Genomic DNA, 21,425 nt, shown 5'->3' with positions numbered 1-21,425 from the left:
ACGGTCAGAGCACCGACTGCGCGCGCGTCAGCACATCCCGCAGGATCTGCTCGATCTCGCGGAACTCCGCGGGGCCGACGGTGAGCGGTGGTGCGAGCTGGATCACGGGGTCGCCGCGGTCGTCGGCGCGGCAGTACAGCCCGGCCTCGAACAGCGCAGGGGAGAGGAAGCCGCGCAGCAGCCGCTCGGACTCGGCGTCGTCGAAGGTCTCCTTGGTGGCCTTGTCCTTCACGAGCTCGATGCCGAAGAAGTACCCGTCGCCGCGCACATCGCCGACCAGTGGCAGGTCATGCAGCTTCTCGAGCTCGGCGCGGAACAGCGGGGAGTTCTCGCGCACATGGGCGTTCAGGCCCTCCTCGTCGAAGATCGCGAGGTTCTCCAGAGCGACCGCGGCCGACACCGGGTGCCCGCCGAACGTGTAGCCGTGCGGGAAGGAGACGTCGCCGTGCGAGAAGGGCTCGTAGATGCGGTCGCTGATGATGGTCGCCCCGATGGGGGAGTAGCCGCTCGTCATCCCCTTGGCGCACGTGATCATGTCGGGAACGTACCCGAGTCCGGTGCAGGCGAAGGTGTGCCCGAGACGGCCGAAGGCGCAGATGACCTCGTCGGACACCAGCAGCACGTCGTGTCGGTCGCAGATCTCGCGGACGCGGGCGAAGTAGCCCGGAGGGGGCGGGAAGCAGCCGCCGGAGTTCTGCACCGGCTCCAGGAAGACCGCGGCGACGGTGTCCGCCCCTTCGAACAGGATCATCTCCTCGATGCGGTCGGCCGCCCAGCGACCGAAGGCCTCGAGGTCGTCAGCGGGTCCGCCCATCTCGGCCGCGCGGTAGAAGTTGGTGTTCGGCACGCGGAAGCCGCCGGGGGTGACCGGCTCGAACATCGACTTCATGGCCGGGATGCCGGTGATCGCCAGGGCGCCCTGCGGGGTGCCGTGATATGCCACCGCTCGCGAGATGACCTTGTGCTTGGCGGGCTTGCCCTGCAGCTTCCAGTAGTGCTTGGCCAGCTTGAACGCGGTCTCGACCGCCTCGCCGCCGCCGGTGGAGAAGAAGACGCGGTTGAGATCGCCCGGCGCCTCGTCGGCGAGTCGGTCCGCCAGCTCGATCGCCGCCGGGTGCGCGTACGACCACAGGGGGAAGAACGACAGCTCGGATGCCTGCGCCGCCGCAGCCTCCGCCAGGCGGCGCCGCCCGTGCCCGGCGTTCACGACGAAGAGCCCGGCGAGCCCGTCGAAGTACTCCTTGCCCTTCGCGTCCCAGATCCGATGCCCGTCGCCCTTGACGATGATGGGAACGCCGGACTCGGCCATCGTCGACTGCCGGGTGAAGTGCATCCAGAGATGGTCCTTGGCCATCGTCTGCAGTGCGGACTCCGACGGGATGGTGCGTGCGGTGCTCATCTGGTCCCCCAGTTGTAGAGCTGCTTCTGCAGCTTGGCGTAGATGAAGGTCTCGGTGGAGAGGACGCCCTCGATGGGGCGGATGACGTCGTTGATGAGGGCGAGCAGATCGTCGTCGTCCTCGCAGACGACCTCGGCCAGCACGTCGAAGGAGCCGACCGTGATGACGACGTAGTCGACGGCGTCGATCGCGGAGATCGCCTCGGCGACGCGGCGCGCATCGCCGGACACGCGCACGCCGATCATGGCCTGGCGGTGGAAGCCCAGCTGCATCGGATCGGTGACCGCGACGATCTGCATCACGCCCGACTCGGTCAGCCGCTGCACGCGCTGTCGGACGGCGGCCTCGCTGAGCCCCACCGCTCGCCCGATGTCGGAGTACGAACGGCGCCCGTCCTCCTGGAGCAGCTCGATGATCGTCTTGGAGATGGCATCGAGCGAGGGATGCTTCTTCATCGAACCCATGGTGCGATCCTCGCACTCACGAGGTCGTCAGGCAACCGATTCCGCGGTATCGGAGTGTCTGGTCAGCGGAATCGGGTGAAAACGGCTCAGCTCTCGAGCGGGCCGAGCAAAGCGCTCGCCGCGGTCGCGTGCGCGGATTCCGGGTCGGAGGGATGGAAGGCGCCGGCGAGGACGTCGCGGTAGAGCCGCGAGAGCTCGTTCGCCGAGAAGTAGGAACCGCCGCCCGCGACGAGCATCGCCTCGTCCACGACGTGCTTGGCCATCGTGATCGCCCGGTGCTTGACCCCGGAGAGCAGCGGGAACCAGCGGCCGCCATTGTCGACGAGCTCGTCCACATCGCGGGCCAGCGCGGCGATCTGCGGCGGCAGCGCGTCGTAGGCGAGGCCCATGTCGGCGATGCGCCAGCGGATGTCCGGGTCCTGGCTGTACGCGAGTCCGGTCTTCTTCGAGTGCCGCTTCTGCGCGGTCGACACCGCGAGCTCCAGCGCGCGCCGGGCGACGCCGGTGTAGACCGAGGCGAGGAGGATCTCGAAGACCGAGAAGATGCCGAACACGATCGGGTCGGGGCTCGGACCGGGATCGATGCGTCGCACCACATGCGCGGCATCCGCCGTCGCGCCGTTCAACCGCGTGGTCCGGCTCTGCGTGCCCCGCATGCCCAGGGTGTCCCAGTCGTCGGAGGTGGTGACGGCATCCGTCCGCTCGACGAAGGCGAACACGAGCTTCGGCGCATCGGGGCTGGTGGTGTCGAGACCGTGCAGGCCCAGCTGCGTCCAGACCGGGGCGAGCGAGGTGAAGATCTTGGTGCCGGTGAACGCGTAGCCGCCGTCGGCGTCGGGCACGGCCGCGGTGTCGCTGCCGAACAGCACCAGGTCGTTGCCGCCCTCGCTGATACCGAAGGCGAAGACCTCGCCCGCGACCGCGCCGTCCTGCACGAATTCCAGCCCGGGCACGCCGCGGTCGGAGAAGACCTTCGCGACGCCCGTCCACACGAGGTGCATGTTGATGGCCAGGGCCGTCGCCGGCGCGGCACCCGCGAGACGCTGCTGCAGGATCGCGGCCTCGGCGAGTCCGAGTCCCGCGCCTCCGCGCTCCGTCGGCACCAGGATCGACAGGTAGCCGGCGGCGCGCAGCTCGTCGAGGTCCTCCTGGGGGAAGGTGTTCTCGCGGTCATGGATCGGCGCGCGCTCCCGGATCCGCTCGATCAGATCGTCGGGAAGGAACGCGGTCGGGTCGAAGTCGCTCACTTCAGTACCTCCAGGAGCTGTCGGATGGATTCCTCCGGGCGGTCGCGGTGCAGGGAGTGTCCTGCGCCCGCGACGACGGACAGGGTGGTCAGGGGGTTCGTGGCGAGGACCTCGTCGGCGAGGTCGCCCGTGAAGATGCTGTAGACGGCGGGGTCGGCGCCGATCACGTGCGTGGGAACCGTGAGGCGTGCGGCATCGGCTCGCACGTCCCAGGGATGGTTCTGGACGCTGGTCTGCTCGACGGCCCAGGCGCTCGCGCGCAGCACCGCGTCGACCTTGAGCTCCTGGTCCTGCGGGTGCCAGTGCGGATGCTCCTGCTGCACGACCTCGAGCCGGGTGTCGGCGAACGCGCGCTCCTGGCTCTTGCGCACGATCGCGGCGTCGCGCCCGTCGACGTGGATCGCGGGGTCGATGAGGACGAGCCGCCGGGTCCACTCGGGGGCGGATGCCGCGGCGACCGTGCTGGCGGCACCGCCCAGGGAGTGGCCGATGACCGCGTCCCAGGCGTCGGCGCCCTCGGGCAGGGTGGCGGCGAGATCGGCTCCGAACGCGGCGACCGTGTAGTCGAGGGAGCGCGGAGCGCCGCCGTGTCCTCGCAGATCGACGGCCGTCGCGTGCCATCCCGCTTCGGCGAGGGCATCGCCGAGTCGCCACATCAGCGCGCCGGAGGACCCCAGCCCGTGGACGAGGAGCGCGCGTCGAGAGGCCGACGGGGCGCCCCAGGAGATGCGGGGCAGGGTGAGCGGTGCAGGCATGGCACCAGCCTACGACCGGCGATCAGACGAGAGGCGAGAGCGGCGGGAGGTCGGCCGCGATCGTCAGCACGCGCTCCGCGGCGGCGTGTCCGGCCGACAGGCGGGCGGCGAGGTCGGCGCCGTCGAGCGTCGCCGCCAGGAAGCCGGAGGCGAAGGCGTCGCCCGCACCGACCGGCTCGACGACGTCGACCACGGGGGCGGGGACGAACACCGGCTCGGCGTCGCCGTCGAAGGCGGTCGCGCCGACGTCGCCGTCCTTGACGATCAGCAGGGCGCAGTTCGGGAGGAACGCGCGGATCTCGGCGGGCGTCACGGTGCCCCAGATGCGCTCGGCCTCGTCGCGACCGACGAAGGTGATGTCGGCGGCGTCCGCCAGGCGGGCGAGCGTCTCCGCCGCGTCCTCCCTGCTCCACAGCGGGCGGCGGTCGTTGACGTCGAAGGACACGAGGGCGTTCGCCGCGCGGGCGTCGTCGAAGAGCCGGTCGACCATCTCCCGGCACGAGGTCGAGAGCGCGGGCGTGATCCCGGTGGTGTGCACGATGCGCACGCCCTCGAGGCGCTCCGCCGTCAGGAAGCCCGGCTCCATGCGGGAGGCGGCCGATCCGCTGCGGTAGTAGTAGACGCGCGAGGACTCGACACCCGGATCCTTGAACATGACCCCGGTGGGGGCGGAGCCGTCGCGCTCGACCCACAGCTCGACGCCGCGTCGCTCGAGCTCGGTGGCGATGCGGTCCCCGAGCGGGTCGTCGCCCAGACGCGAGGCCCAGGCGACCCGGTGCCCCGTGGCGGCGACGCCGGCGGACACGTTGGACTCCGCGCCGGCGAGGCCGACCGTCGCGTGCGTGGCTTCGGCGAGGCCGGCATCCGTCGGGGTGATCAGCGCCATGGTCTCGCCGATGCAGACGATCTCGGGAACGGACGTCGAGGAGGAGGGAGTGCTCATGAAGGAGTGACCGCCAGGGGTTCGGTGTCGGGATGCGGGCTCGCGTCGCGGTGACGCAGATCGGGGAAGGAACGGACGAAGACGATGGAGACGAGCAGGCCGGCCGCCGCGAAGATCGTGGCGGCGAGGTACGCGCCGCGCGAGTCGCCGACGTCGACGAGGAAGCCCGCGGCGGCGGACCCGGCGGCGGCGCCGATGAGCTGGCCGGTTCCGGCCCAGCCGAACGCCTCGGCGGTCTCGCTGAACTTCACGCTGGCCGAGGTGATGGCGAAGAGGACGGCGAGTGCGGGGGCGATGCCGATGCCGGCGAGGATCAGGGTCCCGCCCAGCCAGAAGACGTTCAGCATGACCATGGTCAGACCGAGCCCGACGGTGACGATCAGCAGTCGGCGGGCCATGGCCCACGGACCGATCGGGATGTGGCCGAAGGCCAGGCCCCCGGCGAGGCTTCCAGCGGAGAACACGGCGAGCACGAGACCGGCCGTGAGGCTTCCATGCTCGAACGTGGCGACCACGCCGACCTCGACCGCCGAGCAGGCCCCGATGAGCAGGAAGCCGATGACGGTGGCCAGCAGCACGGGCGGCTTGAGCACGACCTTGCCCAGGGCGTTCCGGCTGCGCGGGATGCGCACCCGGCCGACCTCGGGGGAGAGGATGAACCAGGCGCCGCCGCCGACGAGCACGATGGCGACCAGCAGCAGACCCTCGGTGGTGCCGATCTGCGTGGAGACGAGGGTGATGACGACCGGCGCCAGGACCCAGATGATCTCCTGCAGCGAGGCGTCGAGGGAGAACAGCGGCGTGAGGTTCGACGAGTTCACGAGCTTCGGGTAGATCGTGCGCACCGCGGCCTGGACCGGCGGGGTGGAGAGCCCGGCCACCATGCCGAGCGCCATGTAGCCCGGCACGTTGAGGGGGAGGGTGGCGAGACCCAGCACGGCGAGGACGCAGACGGAGAGCGTGAGGGTGAGGACGCGGCGCATGCCCCAGACGCCCATCCAGCGGCTCGTGATGGGGCCGGCCACGGCCTGGCCCACACTGGTCGCGGCGAGGACGAGACCGGCGGATCCGTAAGACCCGGTCTGCTGCTCGACGTGCAGCAGGATGGCGAGGGACATCATCCCGTTGGGGAAGCGCGCGGTCAGCTGAGCCGCGATCATGCGCGCCACTCCGGGCGTGCGAAGAAGGTCCCGATATCCCGCCACGAGACAACGGTACCGGCCCGCGGGTGCGGTCGTGGCAGGGGTCCTCCGACGACACGCCGCGACACGCCGAAAGGCGATTTCCACAGGAATCCGAATGTCCGAGGCCGGGCGTAGCGTGCCACCTGTGGATGGATCGCTCACAGGGCGTTCCCAGCCGCGATTTCACGCGGTTCGAGCGCCTCGCGAAGAGGCCCCGGCCTGTGGAAGAAACGGTGGAGAACCTGTGTTGTACCCGTGGAGAACGGTGGATAACTACACGGATGTAACTACTACCCCTTGTGGTCGCCCCCAATGTCGGTCCCCATATGTAGTATTGAAGTCCCGGCAGGGGGTCTACCGGGAAACAGCCTGATGAGAAGCGGGCCAGAGATTTGAGGGGTTACGAAAAGATGTCGATCACGGTCTACACAAAGCCTTCCTGCGTTCAGTGCAACGCGACCTACCGTGCCCTGGATGCCAAGGGCATCGAGTACGAGATCCTCGACCTGTCGGAGGACCCGACGGCGCTCGAGCAGGTCAAGGCGCTGGGCTACCTGCAGGCACCCGTCGTCGTCACCGACGAGGGTCACTGGTCGGGCTTCCGTCCCGACAAGATCGACGAGCTCGCCTCCCGTCTGGCGTGACACCCCATGAGCGCCGTCGCGACCGCAGCGCCGCTCCTGATCTACTTCTCGAGCGTGTCGGGTAACACCGCGCGGTTCATCGAGAGACTCGGGCTTCCTTCCCGACGCATCCCCCTCCACCGGAACGAAGAAGACCTCGTCATCGACGAGCCCTTCGTGCTGGTCACCCCCACCTACGGCGGGGGTGCGGGACGGGGCGTCGAGAAGGGCGCCGTCCCCAAACAGGTGATCCGGTTTCTCAACGACGAGCGCAACCGGCGTCACATCCGCGGAGTGATCTCCGCGGGGAACACCAACTTCGGCGATGCCTTCTGCCTCGCCGGTGACATCATCAGCCGCAAGTGCAACGTGCCTCACTTGTATCGGCTCGAGATCTTCGGCACACAAGACGATGTGGATCGCGTGAGCGACGGATTGGAACGACGGTGGCAGCTTCAGTGACCGAGACAGTGGCATTCAAGGCGAACCCCTCATTCGAGGGTCTCGACTATCACGCCCTCAACGCGATGCTCAACCTGTACGACGCGAACGGGAAGATCCAGTTCGACGCCGACAAGCGCGCCGCGCGGGAGTACTTCCTGCAGCACGTGAACCAGAACACGGTGTTCTTCCACTCGCTCAAGGAGCGCCTGGACTACCTCGTGGAGAAGGAGTACTACGAGGGCGCCGTCATCGAGAAGTACTCGTTCGACTTCATCCAGAAGCTCAACGACCTGGCGTACTCGAAGAAGTTCCGCTTCGAGACCTTCCTCGGCGCGTTCAAGTACTACACGAGCTACACGCTCAAGACGTTCGACGGGAAGCGCTACCTCGAGCGCTTCGAGGACCGCGTCGTCATGACCGCGCTCGGCCTGGCCGACGGCGACGAGAAGCTCGCCGTGAACCTGGTCGAGGAGATCATCTCCGGTCGCTTCCAGCCGGCCACCCCGACCTTCCTCAACGCCGGCAAGGCGCAGCGCGGCGAGCTCGTCAGCTGCTTCCTGCTGCGCATCGAGGACAACATGGAGTCGATCGCCCGCGGCATCAACTCCGCTCTGCAGCTCTCCAAGCGCGGCGGCGGCGTCGCCCTGCTGCTGTCGAACATCCGCGAGTCGGGTGCCCCGATCAAGCAGATCGAGAACCAGTCGTCGGGCATCATCCCCGTGATGAAGCTCCTCGAAGACAGCTTCAGCTACGCCAACCAGCTCGGCGCGCGTCAGGGCGCCGGTGCGGTGTACCTCAACGCCCACCACCCCGACATCATGCGCTTCCTCGACACCAAGCGCGAGAACGCCGACGAGAAGATCCGCATCAAGACGCTCTCGCTGGGCGTCGTGGTTCCGGACATCACGTTCGAGCTCGCGAAGAACGACGAGGACATGTACCTGTTCTCGCCGTACGACGTCGAGAAGGTCTATGGTGTGCCGTTCGGCGACATCTCGGTCACCGAGAAGTACCGCGAGATGGTCGACGACCCGCGCATCAAGAAGACCAAGATCAACGCGCGCGAGTTCTTCCAGACCGTCGCCGAGATCCAGTTCGAGTCCGGCTACCCGTACGTCATGTTCGAGGACACGGTCAACAAGGCCAACCCGATCAAGGGTCGGATCAACATGTCCAACCTCTGCAGCGAGATCCTGCAGGTGAACACGCCGACCACGTACAACGACGACCTGTCGTACGACAACATCGGCAAGGACATCTCCTGCAACCTCGGCTCGATGAACATCGCGCTGTCGATGGACGCCGACGACCTCGGACAGACGGTCGAGACCGCGATCCGTGCCCTCACCGCGGTGAGCGACCAGAGCCACATCGGCTCCGTGCGCTCCATCGAGGACGGCAACGACCGCTCGCACGCCATCGGCCTCGGCCAGATGAACCTGCACGGCTACCTGGCTCGTGAGCACGTGTACTACGGCTCCGAAGAGGGCATCGACTTCACGAACATCTACTTCTACACGGTGCTCTTCCACGCGCTGCGGGCGTCGAACAACCTCGCGATCGAGCGCGGTACGACGTTCGACGGGTTCGAGGACTCGACCTACGCGTCGGGCGCGTTCTTCGACAAGTACATCGACCAGGCCTGGGTCCCCGCGACCGAGAAGGTCAAGGAGCTGTTCGCCGGCAAGCACATCCCGACCCAGGACGACTGGGCCGAGCTGAAGGCGTCGATCCAGAAGCACGGCATCTACAACCAGAACCTGCAGGCCGTCCCGCCGACCGGTTCGATCTCGTACATCAACAACTCGACGTCGTCGATCCACCCGATCGCGTCGAAGATTGAGATCCGCAAGGAAGGCAAGCTCGGTCGCGTCTACTACCCGGCGGCGTTCATGACGAACGACAACCTGGAGTACTACCAGGACGCGTACGAGATCGGCTACGAGAAGGTCATCGACACGTACGCCGCGGCCACGCAGCACGTCGACCAGGGCCTCTCGCTGACGCTGTTCTTCAAGGACACCGCCACCACGCGTGACATCAACAAGGCGCAGATCTACGCATGGCGCAAGGGCATCAAGACGATCTACTACATCCGTCTGCGTCAGCTGGCGCTCGAGGGCACCGACATGGCCGAGTGCGTCTCGTGCATGCTCTGACCCGCCTGCGTGTCGACTCGCTCCGCCCGCTCAACGACTGATTCTAGGAAAGTCATGACTCCCGAAAGACTCAAGCTGGTCTCCAGCGTCCAGGCGATCAACTGGAACCGCATCCAGGACGACAAGGACCTCGAGGTCTGGAACCGTCTGGTGAACAACTTCTGGCTGCCGGAGAAGGTGCCGCTGTCGAACGACGTCCAGTCGTGGAACACGCTCACCCCCGACGAGCAGCTGCTCACCATGCGGGTGTTCACCGGTCTCACGCTGCTCGACACGATCCAGGGCACCGTGGGTGCGGTGTCGCTGATCCCCGACGCGATCACCCCTCACGAGGAGGCGGTGTACACGAACATCGCGTTCATGGAGTCGGTGCACGCGAAGAGCTACTCCTCGATCTTCTCGACGCTCGCGTCGACCAAGGAGATCGACGAGGCGTTCCGCTGGTCCACCGAGAATCCGAACCTTCAGAAGAAGGCTCAGATCATCATGGACTACTACCAGGGCGACGACCCGCTCAAGCGCAAGGTGGCCTCCACCCTGCTGGAGTCGTTCCTCTTCTACTCGGGGTTCTACCTGCCGATCTACTGGTCGTCGAAGGCGAAGCTGACGAACACGGCCGACCTGATCCGCCTCATCATCCGTGATGAGGCCGTGCACGGGTACTACATCGGCTACAAGTTCCAGAAGGGTCTCGAGAACGAGACCCAGGAGCGTCGTGACGAGCTCAAGGACTACACGTTCTCGCTCATGTACGAGCTCTACGACAACGAGGTGCAGTACACGCAGGACCTCTACGACGGCGTCGGTCTGACCGAAGACGTCAAGAAGTTCCTGCACTACAACGCCAACAAGGCCCTCATGAACTTGGGCTACGAGGCGATGTTCCCCTCGACCGTCACGAACGTGAACCCGGCGATCCTGTCGGCCCTGTCGCCGAACGCGGACGAGAACCACGACTTCTTCTCGGGGTCGGGCTCGTCCTACGTCATCGGCAAGGCGGAGGCCACGGAAGACGACGACTGGGACTTCTGATCCCCGTGTAGGTTCCGCGGAGATCGTGCAATAGCCATGTTCTACCTTGCAAAGGGACGCGGGATCATTCGATCCCGCGTCCCTTCTTGCAACTTGTCCTAGTTGGCAAACCCTGAGAGCTGGTGGTCTACGTGGTCCGCAAGGCACGCAAGAGGCCGAACGAGATCGTCGTTCCGTGGCCCAATGGAGTAACGACCGACGTCGCCGGGCGTGCGGCACAAGCTTTCGCTCTCGAACTTCGTCGACTAATCGGGGACGACTCGATCCGATCCGTTGCGGCGTTGTGCGGGGTCAACCACGAGACCGTTCGAGGGATCTTGGAGGGCCGTGTGTGGCCGGACATTCACACCGTTGCGCTTCTAGAACATGGCCTTGACTTTCCTTTGTGGCCCCGCAAAGCTCCAGCTCGTATGTCAAAGCGGCACCTAATACCGAGACCGAAACCGCTCGGGTTCTGACGCTGCAGCACGGCGCGACTCGAGTAGCGCAACTTCCGCCTAGGCCGTCGACGCTAGTTGCTCGGCGAGCGTTTGATCTCGCGATATATCGTCGACCGCGCGACGCCGAGTGCCGCGGCGATGTCATTGACGGAGGACTCTCCTGCGTTGAACGCTGAGCGAGCAAGGCGGGCCTGGTCGGGGGAGAGGGCGCGCGGACGACCGCCCATGCGCCCTCTCGCACGCGCAGAAGCCAGGCCAGCAACAGTCCGCTCGCGAATGAGATCGCGTTCGAATTCCGCGAGTGCGGCGAACACATGGACGACGAGGCGTCCGCCGGCGGAGCTGGTGTCGATGGTCTCTCTGAGCGATCTGAGGGCGACACCTCTGGATTGCAGATCCTCAACGAGGTCGATGAGGTCATGCACTGAGCGGCCCAGTCGGTCGAGACGCCAAACGACGACTGTGTCACCGGATCGGAGTAGGTCGAAGAGATGGGCAAGCTCTAGGCGCTCCCCACTCGCGGACGCCTTCTCCGTGAGGATCCGGTCGCAGCCCGCTTCGAGGAGCGCGTCGAACTGCATCTGCAAATTCTGTTCGCCGGTCGAGACCCGTGCGTAGCCAAAGACTTGGCCCATGACGGAACTGTATCGAAACCCGTCATCGGTGTCAGCTACTGCATCATTGAATATGAGACGGGTTGTGAGACGAGCACGGCGCAGATTTATGCCGGATCGCCGGAATCTCAGGGCTGGGTCATAAACGGTCGATATTGCGACAACGTCGTGCCCCGACTCCGTGGCAGCGGGGGCGGCCGCTGTATTTAGACGTTGCGGTAGGCGTGGACTGACCGGTCAATCTTCACCGTGTCTGATGCAGTCGCCCATGTGGCGGACGCCGTACTCGTCCTCCCATTCGCGCCAGTCGATCTCTCCGTCGATCACATACTCACGTTTCCAGTGTTTGGCGTTGCGTCTGAAGACCTCGTTGCCTTGACCTCACAGCTAGTTGTCGGCGATTCGGGTCAACGTGTAGGGAGTCTTGAAGGCAGCTTCAAGCTGTGGTCGCATGGCCGACAAGAACCGCTTCCCGGCGGCGTTCAAAGCAAGCGCCGTTCCTCGGCTCGCGAGGCGGGAGGCAACGATCTTGTGACCCACTCCGTTCGGGAGTCCCAGGTGCTCCTTGGCGTAGTCATCGACGGCCTTTGCAATGGTGACACTTGTCGCGAGGTCTTTCGAAGGAATCGATTTCCCTTGCTCGGCCAGCAACTCGTTCACGGTCTCTAGGTAGGTCGCGCGGTCGATGAGATCTTCGATGGCCTTGCCCTTGGGTAGCTGGAAGATGTGACTTTGCGGAACACCTTCAGCTTCTAGTTGCTTCTTCTTGATGTCGCCTGATTCGTCCCCGTCAACCAGGAATGTCGTGATGAGCGCCACGGAGCTGATGGCTCTCGGCGCCGAAAGATTGGAGAGCCCGAAGGCAACCTGGAAGTCGAGCTGGGATCCGTTGGTCGCGTTACGCAAGAGTGTGGGAAGCAAGATCATCTCGCTGACGCCCTCCGCGAGGACCGCGCGGCGGAAGGCTGAGAACGCGGCTGCTTCGGCGCCCATCGCGAAGAGCAGATGCGAAAAGCCGGGATGTTCATTCGTCCAGAAGTTGTTCGCGAGGATGCTGGTCCCGGGGTCATCGGGATTGCGCGAGACCACACGGATGCCGGTTCCCAGATCGAGGGGGAGACACCCCGGCGAATGGGTCGTATAGATCACCTTGTGAACTTTGAGCTCGTGAGTGAGCACTCGCACGAGATCTGCTTGCGCGTCGTAATGGAGGTTTCGCTCTGCTTCGTCGACCAGGAGCACCGGGGGAACATCGAGATTGGCGGCGAGGAGGAAACAGACGAGACCGAGAAAAGTTCGGAGCCCGTCGCTGCGCTCAGCAATCGGCGTGACCACGTAGTCGGGGCTGTCCAGCTCCAGAATGTTGACCTCCAACACACCGCCCTGGTTGAGCCTCAGCTCAATCGTGAGCTCAGACTGTGTCCACATCGGTTGGAGCCTCTCGCGAAGAGTCTCGTTCATGCGGCGTTCCAACGTGCGCATGATTGCTGGATCGCCTCCCGTCGTGGCCGCCCACACCTCTCCCGCGCTAGTCCCCGCGACACTGACGAGGTTGAGCAAAGGAGACGGAGGGCTTTCCCGCAGCGATGGGTCTTCGAGGTGGTAGGACTCAGACAGCTCTGGGTCGTTGTCTCCGAACAGGAGGAACTTCGGAACACGCTGCATGAGGGCTGCGCGGATTGTGTCCTTCGGGTGCGCACGTTCGCCCGACACAGCGGCGGCCCGGAGTGCGGTCGCTGCGTTCTCGCTGGCTGTGCGCAGCGCGGAAAGGGCTCGCGGTTTGGAGTCTTCCCCGTCGATCTCATTCGCAAGGGTGCTGAGAGCTTCGGCTGCGATACGCAACGATGCGACGCGTTGAGAGGTCCAGACCGTGTCTGACGGGTCGAGCGAGTGCTCTGCCGCTTCGATGGCGTCGTTCGGAGCTTCGATCTGAAGGTCGTCGAGTAGGTCGTATGCCGCTTCCATCCGAGAGGCGGCCTTGGCGAGCAGCGTGGAGGCGGCCTCGAACGGTCGCGGGTTTCGCTTCACTGTCGATTCGAGGCCGGTTGTCTGCTGGTCGTTCGTCTGACGATTGAGTCGGAACTGAGCGACTGTCTTGAGAGAGACAGGGCGGTCGGCGTCCAGATCTAGTTGACTCAGCGCTTCGATGTCATCGGCTTCAACACGGTAGTAAGCGCGGACGACAAGTGCGTCGTCCGCCGGACGCTGACGTCGATTCTGATCCCGGAGCAGGAGTGCAGGATCCTCAAACTCGCCAGTAAGCCAGGCGAGTCCTCGCAGAACGCTGGTCTTGCCGGCTTCGTTGGGACCGATGAACGCGATGGTCTGGCCGTCCACATTGCAGGATGTCTGGTCGAGCCGCTTGAACCCGTTGAACTCGATCTTCGACAGCTGCATGCCACGTCCCCCACCCGTTTATAGCTTCATATTGGCACCTCAGTTCGGCGGAGCGACGAACACGAAGATCAGTTCACTCCGCCGGGAGCGCGCTCTCGCTAGTGTCTCGCTTCGCAAACGCGAAGCCTGTTCGGGCAATAGACATCTTTACTCTGGCGCGAATCTCAGATGGGTGGCGGGTGGCGGGTGGTCGCGGTCGCAAGTGACATACTCGATCCCGGGTGGTCGCGGTCGGTCTAGTCGAAGTAGTGGCCGGGAGCTCCAGATGACTGCGCGCACGCCAACTCTGCATAGCCAAACCTCGCACCGCGTGGGAGCGATATGTCTCCGCGCAGCTCCCGACAAGTCGGGCTTCGTATAGGTGATCCTTACCTAACTCTTTCGCCGGGAGGGGTTTCTTTGTATGGTCAGTCCTATGAAGCATCGATGGCCGCTCGTTCTCATCGTCGTTGTGCTGGCCGCTGTGATTCTAGGCTTCCTGTTCGTCTTCTTCGCGGGACCGCAGGTAGGTATCTCTATCAACTAGTTCGACTCATGCAATCGAGGGGGAAAGCATGCGGGTATCGTTCGTTGTCGGCGGCCTTTTGGCTGTCGGTGTTCTCGTTCTCACTGTCGTTCCTGGCCAACCGGGCAGCGCCGCAACCACGAACTGTAAGGCCGAGGAAGTTGCCCTTGAATCACTGGAGCAACTGAATGCGACGAAGTGCGACCTATCGGGCAAGGGCTTGGACCTAGGCGATGGGCGGATCGCCGAGATTCCGGCGAAAGAAGAAGCGGTCTCGGCTCACTACCTCGGTGACGGATCCGGACCCGCCCCTTCGGATTACACGATCGCTGTCGATTCGGCGGGCCAGGTGGGGGTCACTATCGATGACGACGATGGCGAAAGCCTTCGGTACGGTTCTGCGGAAGCGCTCAGGTCTGCGACACCCGATGTGAAGGATCGCGTACCTCCCCTCGAAGGCATGGAGCGACTCCTCCCTGACGGCGCCCGTGCCAACGATGAGCAGTGCTCAACGGGGCAAACCCCGGGCCAGCCCTGGTCCTGGGCCGGGGTCTATAAGTGGAAGTGGTCGACCTGGCCGGCACCGACCGACCCGTCCATGCCTACTTGGGGTGTGCCGGTTCACACAGCAGCCCAGTGGATCGAAGACGGAAAGAACGTCTGTGGCATCGATACCGAAGAGGCGAGCTCGGGCGGATTCAACGTGTGGCCTATCAGGCAGGAATACCTCGGGATCACCGCCACCGACCGGCCGGGCGTCACCGTGGCCTCTAGTACCAACGTCACGTGCGGGCCTCGTGACAACAAGAACACCATCGGGTTCAAGGACTTCGTCCAGGACCCCAGCCAAGGCCGAATCCTTGCAGTCGCGTGCACTTTCTATTGGCTCGGAGCGGCAGAAGAAAGTGATGTCGCATTCGACATCTACCGCAACTGGAACCCCAATGTTGCTTCATGCACGACGCCATACCCAGGCAACGGCGCCTCCGTCTTCGACATGCACACCGTAGCGCTTCATGAGCTGGGTCACGTCTTCGGACTCGGCCATGCCGCAGCGGGATCGGGCCAAATCATGCGGCCAAGCTTCAGCCCGTGCGAACGACAGCACGGACTCGGGATCGGTGATTGGTGGGAGCTCTGGATGTACCACTAATCCGCTGGCCAAACGACGGCAGGCCCCCACCCAGCCGGGAGGCTAGGTGGGGGTCTTCACGCTCACAGCTCGGGCGAGATAGGCGGCCTCAACTCCTAATGAAGAAGGACGGGCTTCTGGGCCAGTTGCGCACGCTCAGCGAGCCCGGTCAGGCGGTCACAATCTACGAGGAAACGGCGGCGGCTGTCCGCGAGGCGAAGACTGTTGCGTCACGTGAGCGCGCGGTGAAGGCCTTCCTCGCGTTGCCCGTTACGCGCGATGCCGCTGATGAAATGCGCGCGATGATCAAGGTGATGGCGCAGGACAAGAAGCGCACAGAACTTGCGTTGGGTCTTCTGCTGCTGCGCGCCTATGTCAGCGAGCTGTCCTCAACTGCCGTGAGGACACTCCGTCCGCTGGTGTCTGCGTGGGCGGAGGAGGGTGAAGGGCTCGTCGCCAAGAAAGACATCTCATGGCTCGTCGACAGGGGTTCGCGACGAAGAAGTCGCCCCTGAGGGACGTCGTAAAGCGCATGTCCGGGCGGGGCTGACGCATTGATCCCGATCTGAACGACTGTGTCGATGCGAACAGTGGGCTGGAGCGCGCCCGGGAAGCCGAGCCCCGACGAACGCGAGGTTCTTCCAAAAGGGGCTGTGCGTGCGCGCTACGCAGACCCTTTCGCGTCAAGCGCCGGGGGAGCCGCGCAGTCGCAGGGAAAACACGCTGAGGTAGTAGCGGTCGATGGCGAGTTCGGTCCACCCCTCGATGTGTTCAGGACGTCGGAGGATGAAACTCCACGTTTGGCATCCCGCCCTTCGGGAACCATGCCGGCGGGACGACGCTGAGAGGGAAGTTCGACAACCTGATGAGCAAATCACTGCGCACTCCGGCCGACCTGAATGCAGGTCGGCCGGAGTCGTTTTCGGGAGCTCGCCACCGGTGGTCCTCAGAGCGGACTGGTGTCTTCGCGCCGCCGGGCACCAGATGCCTTCAGTGCGGATGGTGACACCGCGACGGATCCGTCGCGATCATCGTGCACTCTGGTTCACGAACGAAGCGTTCACGATCCGTTGCACGAGCTCGTCCTTCACCGCGGAGGACTCCAGGGCGTCGATGATGGCGACGTTGCCGTCGGCGGTGATCGTCTCGAGTGCCGTGCCGTCGTCGTCGAACTCGACTGTCGCTCGCGTCGTGCTGAAGAGTTCGGGCTTGGCGAGGTACAGAGCCAGAATCGGATCGTGGGGGTTGTTGCCCTCCTCGTCGTTGAACTTCCACCAGACGCTGATCTCCTGGGCGAGGACGTCTCCGAGAGGTCCGGACTCGGCGATGCGGGCGACGTCAGCGGAGTCGAGGAGGATCTTCGTCGTGAGTTCCAGCCCGCCGACGTGGATGTCCATGCCGGATGAGAAGACACGTCGAGCGGAATCCACGTCGCACTTGATGTTGTGCTCGGCGATGCGGTTCGTCCCGAAGTCGGCTCCCATGATGACGAGCCGGCGAACGTTCTCTTCGAATGCCGGATCCGCGTCGAGCGCCGCGGCGATGTTCGTCAACGGACCGATGGCGAGCACATCGACCTCACCAGGTGCGGTCGCGGCCGTCTTCACCAGGTAGGACACGGCGTCCGCGTCGACGGCTTCCATCGCAAGGTCATCGAACAGCGCACCCTCATGTCCTGTCCACCACACTTCGCGACCGCTGCGTGCGTCTGCGGCGCCGGCTGCGATGGTGAGCTCGGTGTTCGCGCCCGCGAGGCGGAGGTAACGTCGGGCGAGTCGGGCTCGAAGGATGGTGTCGCCGTAGACAGTGGTGACCCCTTCGAGGGCGAGTTCTGGTGAGCCGACGATGAGCGCGAGCGCCAGGGCGTCGTCTACGTCGGAGCCGATGTCGGTGTCGAGCAGGAGGTTCATTGGGTCCTTTTCAGCAGGTGTTCGATCAGGGAGAGGGATCAGCCCTTGCTGCCGGTGGAGGCGAGCGAGGCGGTGAAGTGACGTTGGAAGATGAGCAGCAGCACCAGCGGGACGATGGTGAGGAGAATGGCGCCGGCGAAGATCGCGCCGAAGTCCACCTTTTGCGCAGTCGCGAGGTTGCTCAGTGCGATCGGACCGAGCATGACGTCCGACCGGGTCGCGATCAGCAGGGGCCAGAGGTAGGCGCTCCATTGGAAAAGGAACAGTGTGAAGCCGGCGCCGATGAGTGCGGGCTTCGACAAGGGGAGGTAGATCCTCCAGAAGATCCCCCACCAGGAGAGCCCATCCACTCGAGCCGCCTCGGCGAGTTCAGTCGGGATTCCCAGGAAGAACTGCCGCAGGACGAAGATCGCGAAGCCGTTCGCGATGCCGGGGAGGATGAGCCCGAGATAGCTGTTGGCAAGGCCCCAGTCGCGGAAGAGGTTCGCGAGCGGTACTGCGATGGCGTCGAACGGAACGAGGAAGCTGAGGACGATGATCGCGAACACTGCGGCGGCGCCTCGGAACTTCAGCTGCGCGAGCGCGAATGCTGCCATCGCGCTGAGGAGGAGTCCGACCAGCACCGTCACGAACGTCACGAGGACCGAGTTGAACACGCTGCGTCCGAACTGGCCGGTGAGTAGCGTCTCGTAGTTGTCCAGGGTAAACGTCCGCGGGATCAGGATGTGGGGAGTGAAGGGGTAGACCGATCCGAAGATGTCCCCGCTCGTGCGGAAGCTGCCAGTGAGCATCCAGACCAAGGGGAGCGCGAACAGGATGCCGGCGATCCACGCGACGACAGCCACGACGACCCGTCGGACCCGGGTGGTTCCCATCTGGTTGGGCAGCGTCATGATTCCTTCTCCCGTCCCAGAAGCCGGAACTGCAGGGCGGTGATTGCGACGAGTACGAGGATCAGGATGGTGACCTCGGCTTGACCGAGGTGGACGTCGCCGAGGACGAAGGTGTTGTTGTAGGTGTCGTACATGATGAGTCGGGTGCTCCCGGCTGGTCCGCCACGAGTGAGGATCGCCACGGGAACGAACGCGATCAGACTTGCGACCGTATCGGCGACGACGACGAACGCGAGGGTGCGGCGAAGATTCGGGAGAGTGATGGAGAAGAACGCCCGCCACCAGCCGGCCCCGTCGATCGCCGCTGCCTCGTAAAGTTCGCGAGGGATGTCCTGCAGCCCAGCCACGATGAACAGAGTCCAATAGCCCACTCCGATCCAGGACATCAGGATGATGATGGCCAGCAATGCCTGGTCCGGTGAGGTCAAGAAGGGCTGCCCGGGGATGCCGACCGCTTCGAGAGCCGCATTGATGGGTCCTTGCGGTTGGAATGCCACCCCCCAGACCACGGTGGCGACGGCGGCCGGAGCTGCCACCGGGACGAAGATGAATGCCCGAACGATCCCCAGCCCGGGGAACCTCTCGTTGAGGAGAAGCGCGAGGAAGACGGCGGAGACCACCTGGAACGGAATGATGATCAGCAGGAACAGCCCCGTGACGCTCAGCACTCGCGCGAAGTCGCCGTTCGCGAACAAGGCCGCGTAGTTCTCGAACCCCACCCAACGAGGTGGCGTGAGTTGACTCGCGCTGCGTTGGAAGCTCTCGATGATCGCTTCTGCCGTGGGGATGGCTCGGAGGATGAACAGCAGAACCAGGGTGGGGGCGAGGAACGCCAGCGCGATCTTGGTCCTCCCGAACCCGCGGCGGCGCCGTGAGGCGGGCTGGGTGCCCGCCTCACGGTCTGCTCGCTGCTTGAGAAGAGTCACTTCGAGCGATCCCACAGGCCCTGCAGCTCGTTCTGCGCGTTGCTGAGGGTGGCCTTGACATCCTGACCGTTCCGGATGTCCTCGAATGCGCGACCCGTCACATCAGCCATCTGCGTGAACCCGGGGGAGTTCGGACGGTTGACGGCGATGTTGTTGAGCTGGTCTGAGGTGAGCTGTGCGAGCCCGGCCGTGTGCTCGCCGTCGCGCGCGTCGAGGCCGCCGAGGAACTTGTCGAACGAGTCGTTGAACGTCGGTGAGGTTCCTGTCGCGGCGGCGGCTGCACTGTTGCCCGCCTCTGTGAGACCGAGGAACTTCACGAGCGTCTTCGAGGCTTCGAGGTTGTCTGTCGCCGGGTTGATGCCGAGGTTCCAGGAACCCGTCGACATCGCCCCGTCGCCACCCTCCCAGACGGGATTCGCGGCGACGCCGTAGTTCACTGCGGGGGTCTCGCCCGTGTTGACCCCGATCTGCCACGGGCCGCTGACGATGTATGCCGCCTGCCCGGTGGCGAACAACGCGGGCATCTGTTCGGTGGCGACGCCTCGTGGTGCGATGCCGTCCTCGAACAGGCTCGAGTACCAGTCCATGGCGGACACCCAGCCGTCATTGTCGATGTCTGCGGTCAAGAGGTCATCTCCGGTCACGCCGGAACCGCCACCCGCAGACTCGATCAGCGGCTGCAGCTGGTAGTAGCGGTTGATCTGGTCGAAGAGCAGACCCCACGTGGCGCCTGCTGCCTGCGCCTTCTTCCCGTTCTCGGCGAGTTCCTGGTAGGTCGATGCCTGAGCGAGATCCTGGGAAGGGTAGGGAATCCCGGCGGCGTCGAGCAGATCCTTGTTGTAGTAGAGGAACTGCATGGACGTCCACAGCGGCACCGACCACAGCTTGCCGTCGAACGTGTTCGCGTCCTTCGTGGCCGGCAGGGAATCCGAAGCGACCAGGTCAGCGAAGTCGTCGGTCAAGTCGACCAGGTAACCCTTGTTCGCGAGTGCGCCGACCGCTCCCGAATCGACCGCGTACACATCGACGCTGTCGTCGCCACTTCCGACTCGTTGCTCGATGAGGTTGTTGTACTGATCGAATGGGACGTACTCGTACTCGACGGTGATGTCGGGGTACGCCTTGGCGAAAGCGTCCAGAGCCGGCTGGACGTTCTTCTGGGGGTCTGCCATGAGCAGGGTGATGGTTCCGGAGTCCGCGTCGCCGCCACCTCCACCAGTGGAGGCGCAGCCGGAGACTCCGACAACGGTAGCCGCAACGACGGCTACGGCAATGTAGCGATTGTGCTTACGCATGTTCTCTCTCGTGCTTTCTGTTGGGTGCGATCTCGGATCAGGTGTTCGGGTACGAGGTGATCCGAGTCGATGAGCCGTCCACGAGTGCGGACAGCGCCGCCCTGGCACCGGCCCAGGCGACCGACGCTGTTGCGGCAGTCGAGGCCCATTCCACGGCGTGGTCGAGATCAGTGCTGAGGGCGAGGGCGGCTGCCAGCGTGCCGACGAACGTGTCACCGGCCCCTGTGGTGTCCACGACGGCATCTGCTTTCCCGGCCTGACGCAGCCAGGCGCCGGACGCATCCGCGATCGCCGCGCCCCGGCTGCCGAGAGTGACGACGACGGAGCGGGAGCCGTATCGAGCTCGGATCGTCTCTGCCAGAGCGGTCGGGTTTCCCGTCCACGTCGGAGCGGTGAGCATCTCCACCGCTTCGTGCTCGTTGACGATGAGCGGATCCGCGTATCTCAATGCAGTGCTGCTCAGCGGCACGACGGGGCCGTTGTTGATGATGAGCCGTGCCCCGGACCGCTCCGCGAACGCGCAGAGCGCCTCGACCGCGGTGCTTCCGAGTTCGCTCTGTGCGACAGCGACATCGGGACGCTGCGCGAGGACGAGATTCGACGGCGACACGTAGGCGTTGGCCCCGAGGCCCACCACGATGGAGTTCTGTCCATCGTCGGCGACGGCGATGTACGCACGGCCGGTGGGACGACCGACGACCTGCTTCACAAGCGTCGTGTCCACCCCCACCTCCTGGAGCGAGGCCATCGCCTCTGCTCCCGCGGGATCGCCGCCGACGGCACCGACCATCTGGACCACGATGTCCCCCCGACCGGCGATCGCCGCGGCATATGCCTGGTTGGCGCCCTTCCCGCCCTGGAAGAAGTCGATCGAGTCGGTCACGACGGTCTCGCCGGGGAGGGGGTGGCGCGCGACTCGGGCCACCTCATCCTGGTTGATGGCGCCGAACACGAGAACGACGGGTCGATGCGACATTGCTGCTCCTTGGCAATCTACTGGAGTAGATCTCGGAGTTGTCTACTCCAGTAGATTCGATCTGAAGGACTTTTTACCACCACCTTG

Annotated in this window: 19 protein-coding genes; 6 read left to right on the top strand and 13 right to left on the bottom strand. The window is 64.8% G+C overall.

Annotation, left to right across the window (positions count from 1 at the left end):
- Nucleotides 1-4: 4 nt before the first annotated feature.
- From AC07VM_RS02010 to AC07VM_RS01985, 6 genes are all read right to left on the bottom strand, one after another.
- Nucleotides 5-1,399: an aspartate aminotransferase family protein gene (locus tag AC07VM_RS02010; protein ID WP_494909815.1), complete on the bottom strand. Its 1,395-nt coding sequence runs from the start codon at nt 1,397-1,399 to the stop codon at nt 5-7.
- Nucleotides 1,396-1,863, bottom strand: a complete 468-nt coding sequence (locus AC07VM_RS02005; RefSeq protein ID WP_267415432.1) for an Lrp/AsnC family transcriptional regulator — start codon at nt 1,861-1,863, stop codon at nt 1,396-1,398. Before AC07VM_RS02005 ends, AC07VM_RS02010 begins: the two co-directional genes overlap by 4 nt.
- Before the next feature lie 86 nt (nt 1,864-1,949).
- Nucleotides 1,950-3,110 carry an acyl-CoA dehydrogenase family protein gene (locus tag AC07VM_RS02000; RefSeq protein WP_494909814.1) on the bottom strand — a complete coding sequence of 387 codons (1,161 nt, stop codon included), beginning with the start codon at nt 3,108-3,110 and terminating at the stop codon, nt 1,950-1,952.
- Entirely contained in the window at nt 3,107-3,865 is a 759-nt protein-coding gene (locus tag AC07VM_RS01995) for an alpha/beta fold hydrolase (RefSeq protein WP_494909813.1), read from the bottom strand. Before AC07VM_RS01995 ends, AC07VM_RS02000 begins: the two co-directional genes overlap by 4 nt.
- A gap of 22 nt (nt 3,866-3,887) precedes the next feature.
- Nucleotides 3,888-4,808: a sugar kinase gene (locus tag AC07VM_RS01990; protein ID WP_267415429.1), complete on the bottom strand. Its 921-nt coding sequence runs from the start codon at nt 4,806-4,808 to the stop codon at nt 3,888-3,890.
- Nucleotides 4,805-6,013 (bottom strand): MFS transporter, encoded by a 1,209-nt coding sequence (locus AC07VM_RS01985; RefSeq protein WP_494909812.1) that lies wholly within the window; start codon nt 6,011-6,013, stop codon nt 4,805-4,807. Before AC07VM_RS01985 ends, AC07VM_RS01990 begins: the two co-directional genes overlap by 4 nt.
- Before the next feature lie 389 nt (nt 6,014-6,402).
- Between AC07VM_RS01985 and nrdH the strand changes: the two genes are divergently transcribed.
- From nrdH to nrdF, 4 genes are read left to right on the top strand one after another with little or no spacing between them, the layout of a single operon-like run.
- Nucleotides 6,403-6,636 (top strand): glutaredoxin-like protein NrdH, encoded by a 234-nt coding sequence (gene nrdH, locus AC07VM_RS01980; RefSeq protein ID WP_028503264.1) that lies wholly within the window; start codon nt 6,403-6,405, stop codon nt 6,634-6,636.
- A 6-nt stretch (nt 6,637-6,642) separates the two neighbouring features.
- Nucleotides 6,643-7,077 carry a class Ib ribonucleoside-diphosphate reductase assembly flavoprotein NrdI gene (gene nrdI, locus AC07VM_RS01975; protein ID WP_494909811.1) on the top strand — a complete coding sequence of 145 codons (435 nt, stop codon included), beginning with the start codon at nt 6,643-6,645 and terminating at the stop codon, nt 7,075-7,077.
- A complete protein-coding gene (nrdE, locus tag AC07VM_RS01970) occupies nt 7,074-9,218 on the top strand; it encodes a class 1b ribonucleoside-diphosphate reductase subunit alpha (RefSeq protein ID WP_267415425.1) in 2,145 nt (714 codons plus the stop codon). The genes nrdI and nrdE overlap by 4 nt, the downstream gene beginning before the upstream one ends.
- A gap of 54 nt (nt 9,219-9,272) precedes the next feature.
- The gene (gene nrdF, locus AC07VM_RS01965) at nt 9,273-10,250 is read left to right on the top strand and encodes a class 1b ribonucleoside-diphosphate reductase subunit beta (RefSeq protein WP_267415424.1); all 978 of its coding nucleotides are present in this window, start codon (nt 9,273-9,275) and stop codon (nt 10,248-10,250) included.
- A gap of 511 nt (nt 10,251-10,761) precedes the next feature.
- Here nrdF and AC07VM_RS01960 read toward each other — a convergent pair.
- On the bottom strand, nt 10,762-11,325 hold the full coding sequence (locus AC07VM_RS01960; RefSeq protein WP_494909810.1) for a recombinase family protein: 564 nt from the start codon (nt 11,323-11,325) through the stop codon (nt 10,762-10,764).
- A gap of 366 nt (nt 11,326-11,691) precedes the next feature.
- Nucleotides 11,692-13,701 (bottom strand): AAA family ATPase, encoded by a 2,010-nt coding sequence (locus tag AC07VM_RS01955; protein ID WP_494909809.1) that lies wholly within the window; start codon nt 13,699-13,701, stop codon nt 11,692-11,694.
- A 554-nt stretch (nt 13,702-14,255) separates the two neighbouring features.
- Here AC07VM_RS01955 and AC07VM_RS01950 point away from each other — a divergent pair.
- Together AC07VM_RS01950 and AC07VM_RS01945 are read left to right on the top strand one after the other, a co-directional pair.
- Nucleotides 14,256-15,359, top strand: a complete 1,104-nt coding sequence (locus AC07VM_RS01950; RefSeq protein WP_494909808.1) for a matrixin family metalloprotease — start codon at nt 14,256-14,258, stop codon at nt 15,357-15,359.
- 98 nt (nt 15,360-15,457) lie between these two features.
- On the top strand, nt 15,458-15,853 hold the full coding sequence (locus tag AC07VM_RS01945; RefSeq protein ID WP_494909807.1) for a hypothetical protein: 396 nt from the start codon (nt 15,458-15,460) through the stop codon (nt 15,851-15,853).
- A gap of 513 nt (nt 15,854-16,366) precedes the next feature.
- Here AC07VM_RS01945 and AC07VM_RS01940 read toward each other — a convergent pair.
- The 5 genes from AC07VM_RS01940 to AC07VM_RS01920 all read right to left on the bottom strand — a co-directional run bounded on the left by AC07VM_RS01940 (nt 16,367) and on the right by AC07VM_RS01920 (nt 21,338).
- Entirely contained in the window at nt 16,367-17,248 is an 882-nt protein-coding gene (locus tag AC07VM_RS01940) for a nucleoside hydrolase (RefSeq protein ID WP_494909805.1), read from the bottom strand.
- A gap of 38 nt (nt 17,249-17,286) precedes the next feature.
- Entirely contained in the window at nt 17,287-18,141 is an 855-nt protein-coding gene (locus AC07VM_RS01935) for a carbohydrate ABC transporter permease (protein ID WP_494909804.1), read from the bottom strand.
- A complete protein-coding gene (locus AC07VM_RS01930; RefSeq protein ID WP_494909803.1) occupies nt 18,138-19,082 on the bottom strand; it encodes a carbohydrate ABC transporter permease in 945 nt (314 codons plus the stop codon). The genes AC07VM_RS01935 and AC07VM_RS01930 overlap by 4 nt, the downstream gene beginning before the upstream one ends.
- Complete coding sequence (locus AC07VM_RS01925; protein ID WP_494909802.1) at nt 19,064-20,239, bottom strand: ABC transporter substrate-binding protein; 1,176 nt, start codon at nt 20,237-20,239, stop codon at nt 19,064-19,066. Before AC07VM_RS01925 ends, AC07VM_RS01930 begins: the two co-directional genes overlap by 19 nt.
- A gap of 160 nt (nt 20,240-20,399) precedes the next feature.
- A complete protein-coding gene (locus tag AC07VM_RS01920) occupies nt 20,400-21,338 on the bottom strand; it encodes a PfkB family carbohydrate kinase (protein WP_494909800.1) in 939 nt (312 codons plus the stop codon).
- Nucleotides 21,339-21,425: the final 87 nt, after the last annotated feature.

This window comes from Microbacterium sp. GW821-FHT01D02, assembly GCF_059422585.1.
This window is presented reverse-complemented; position numbering and strand designations above follow the sequence as displayed.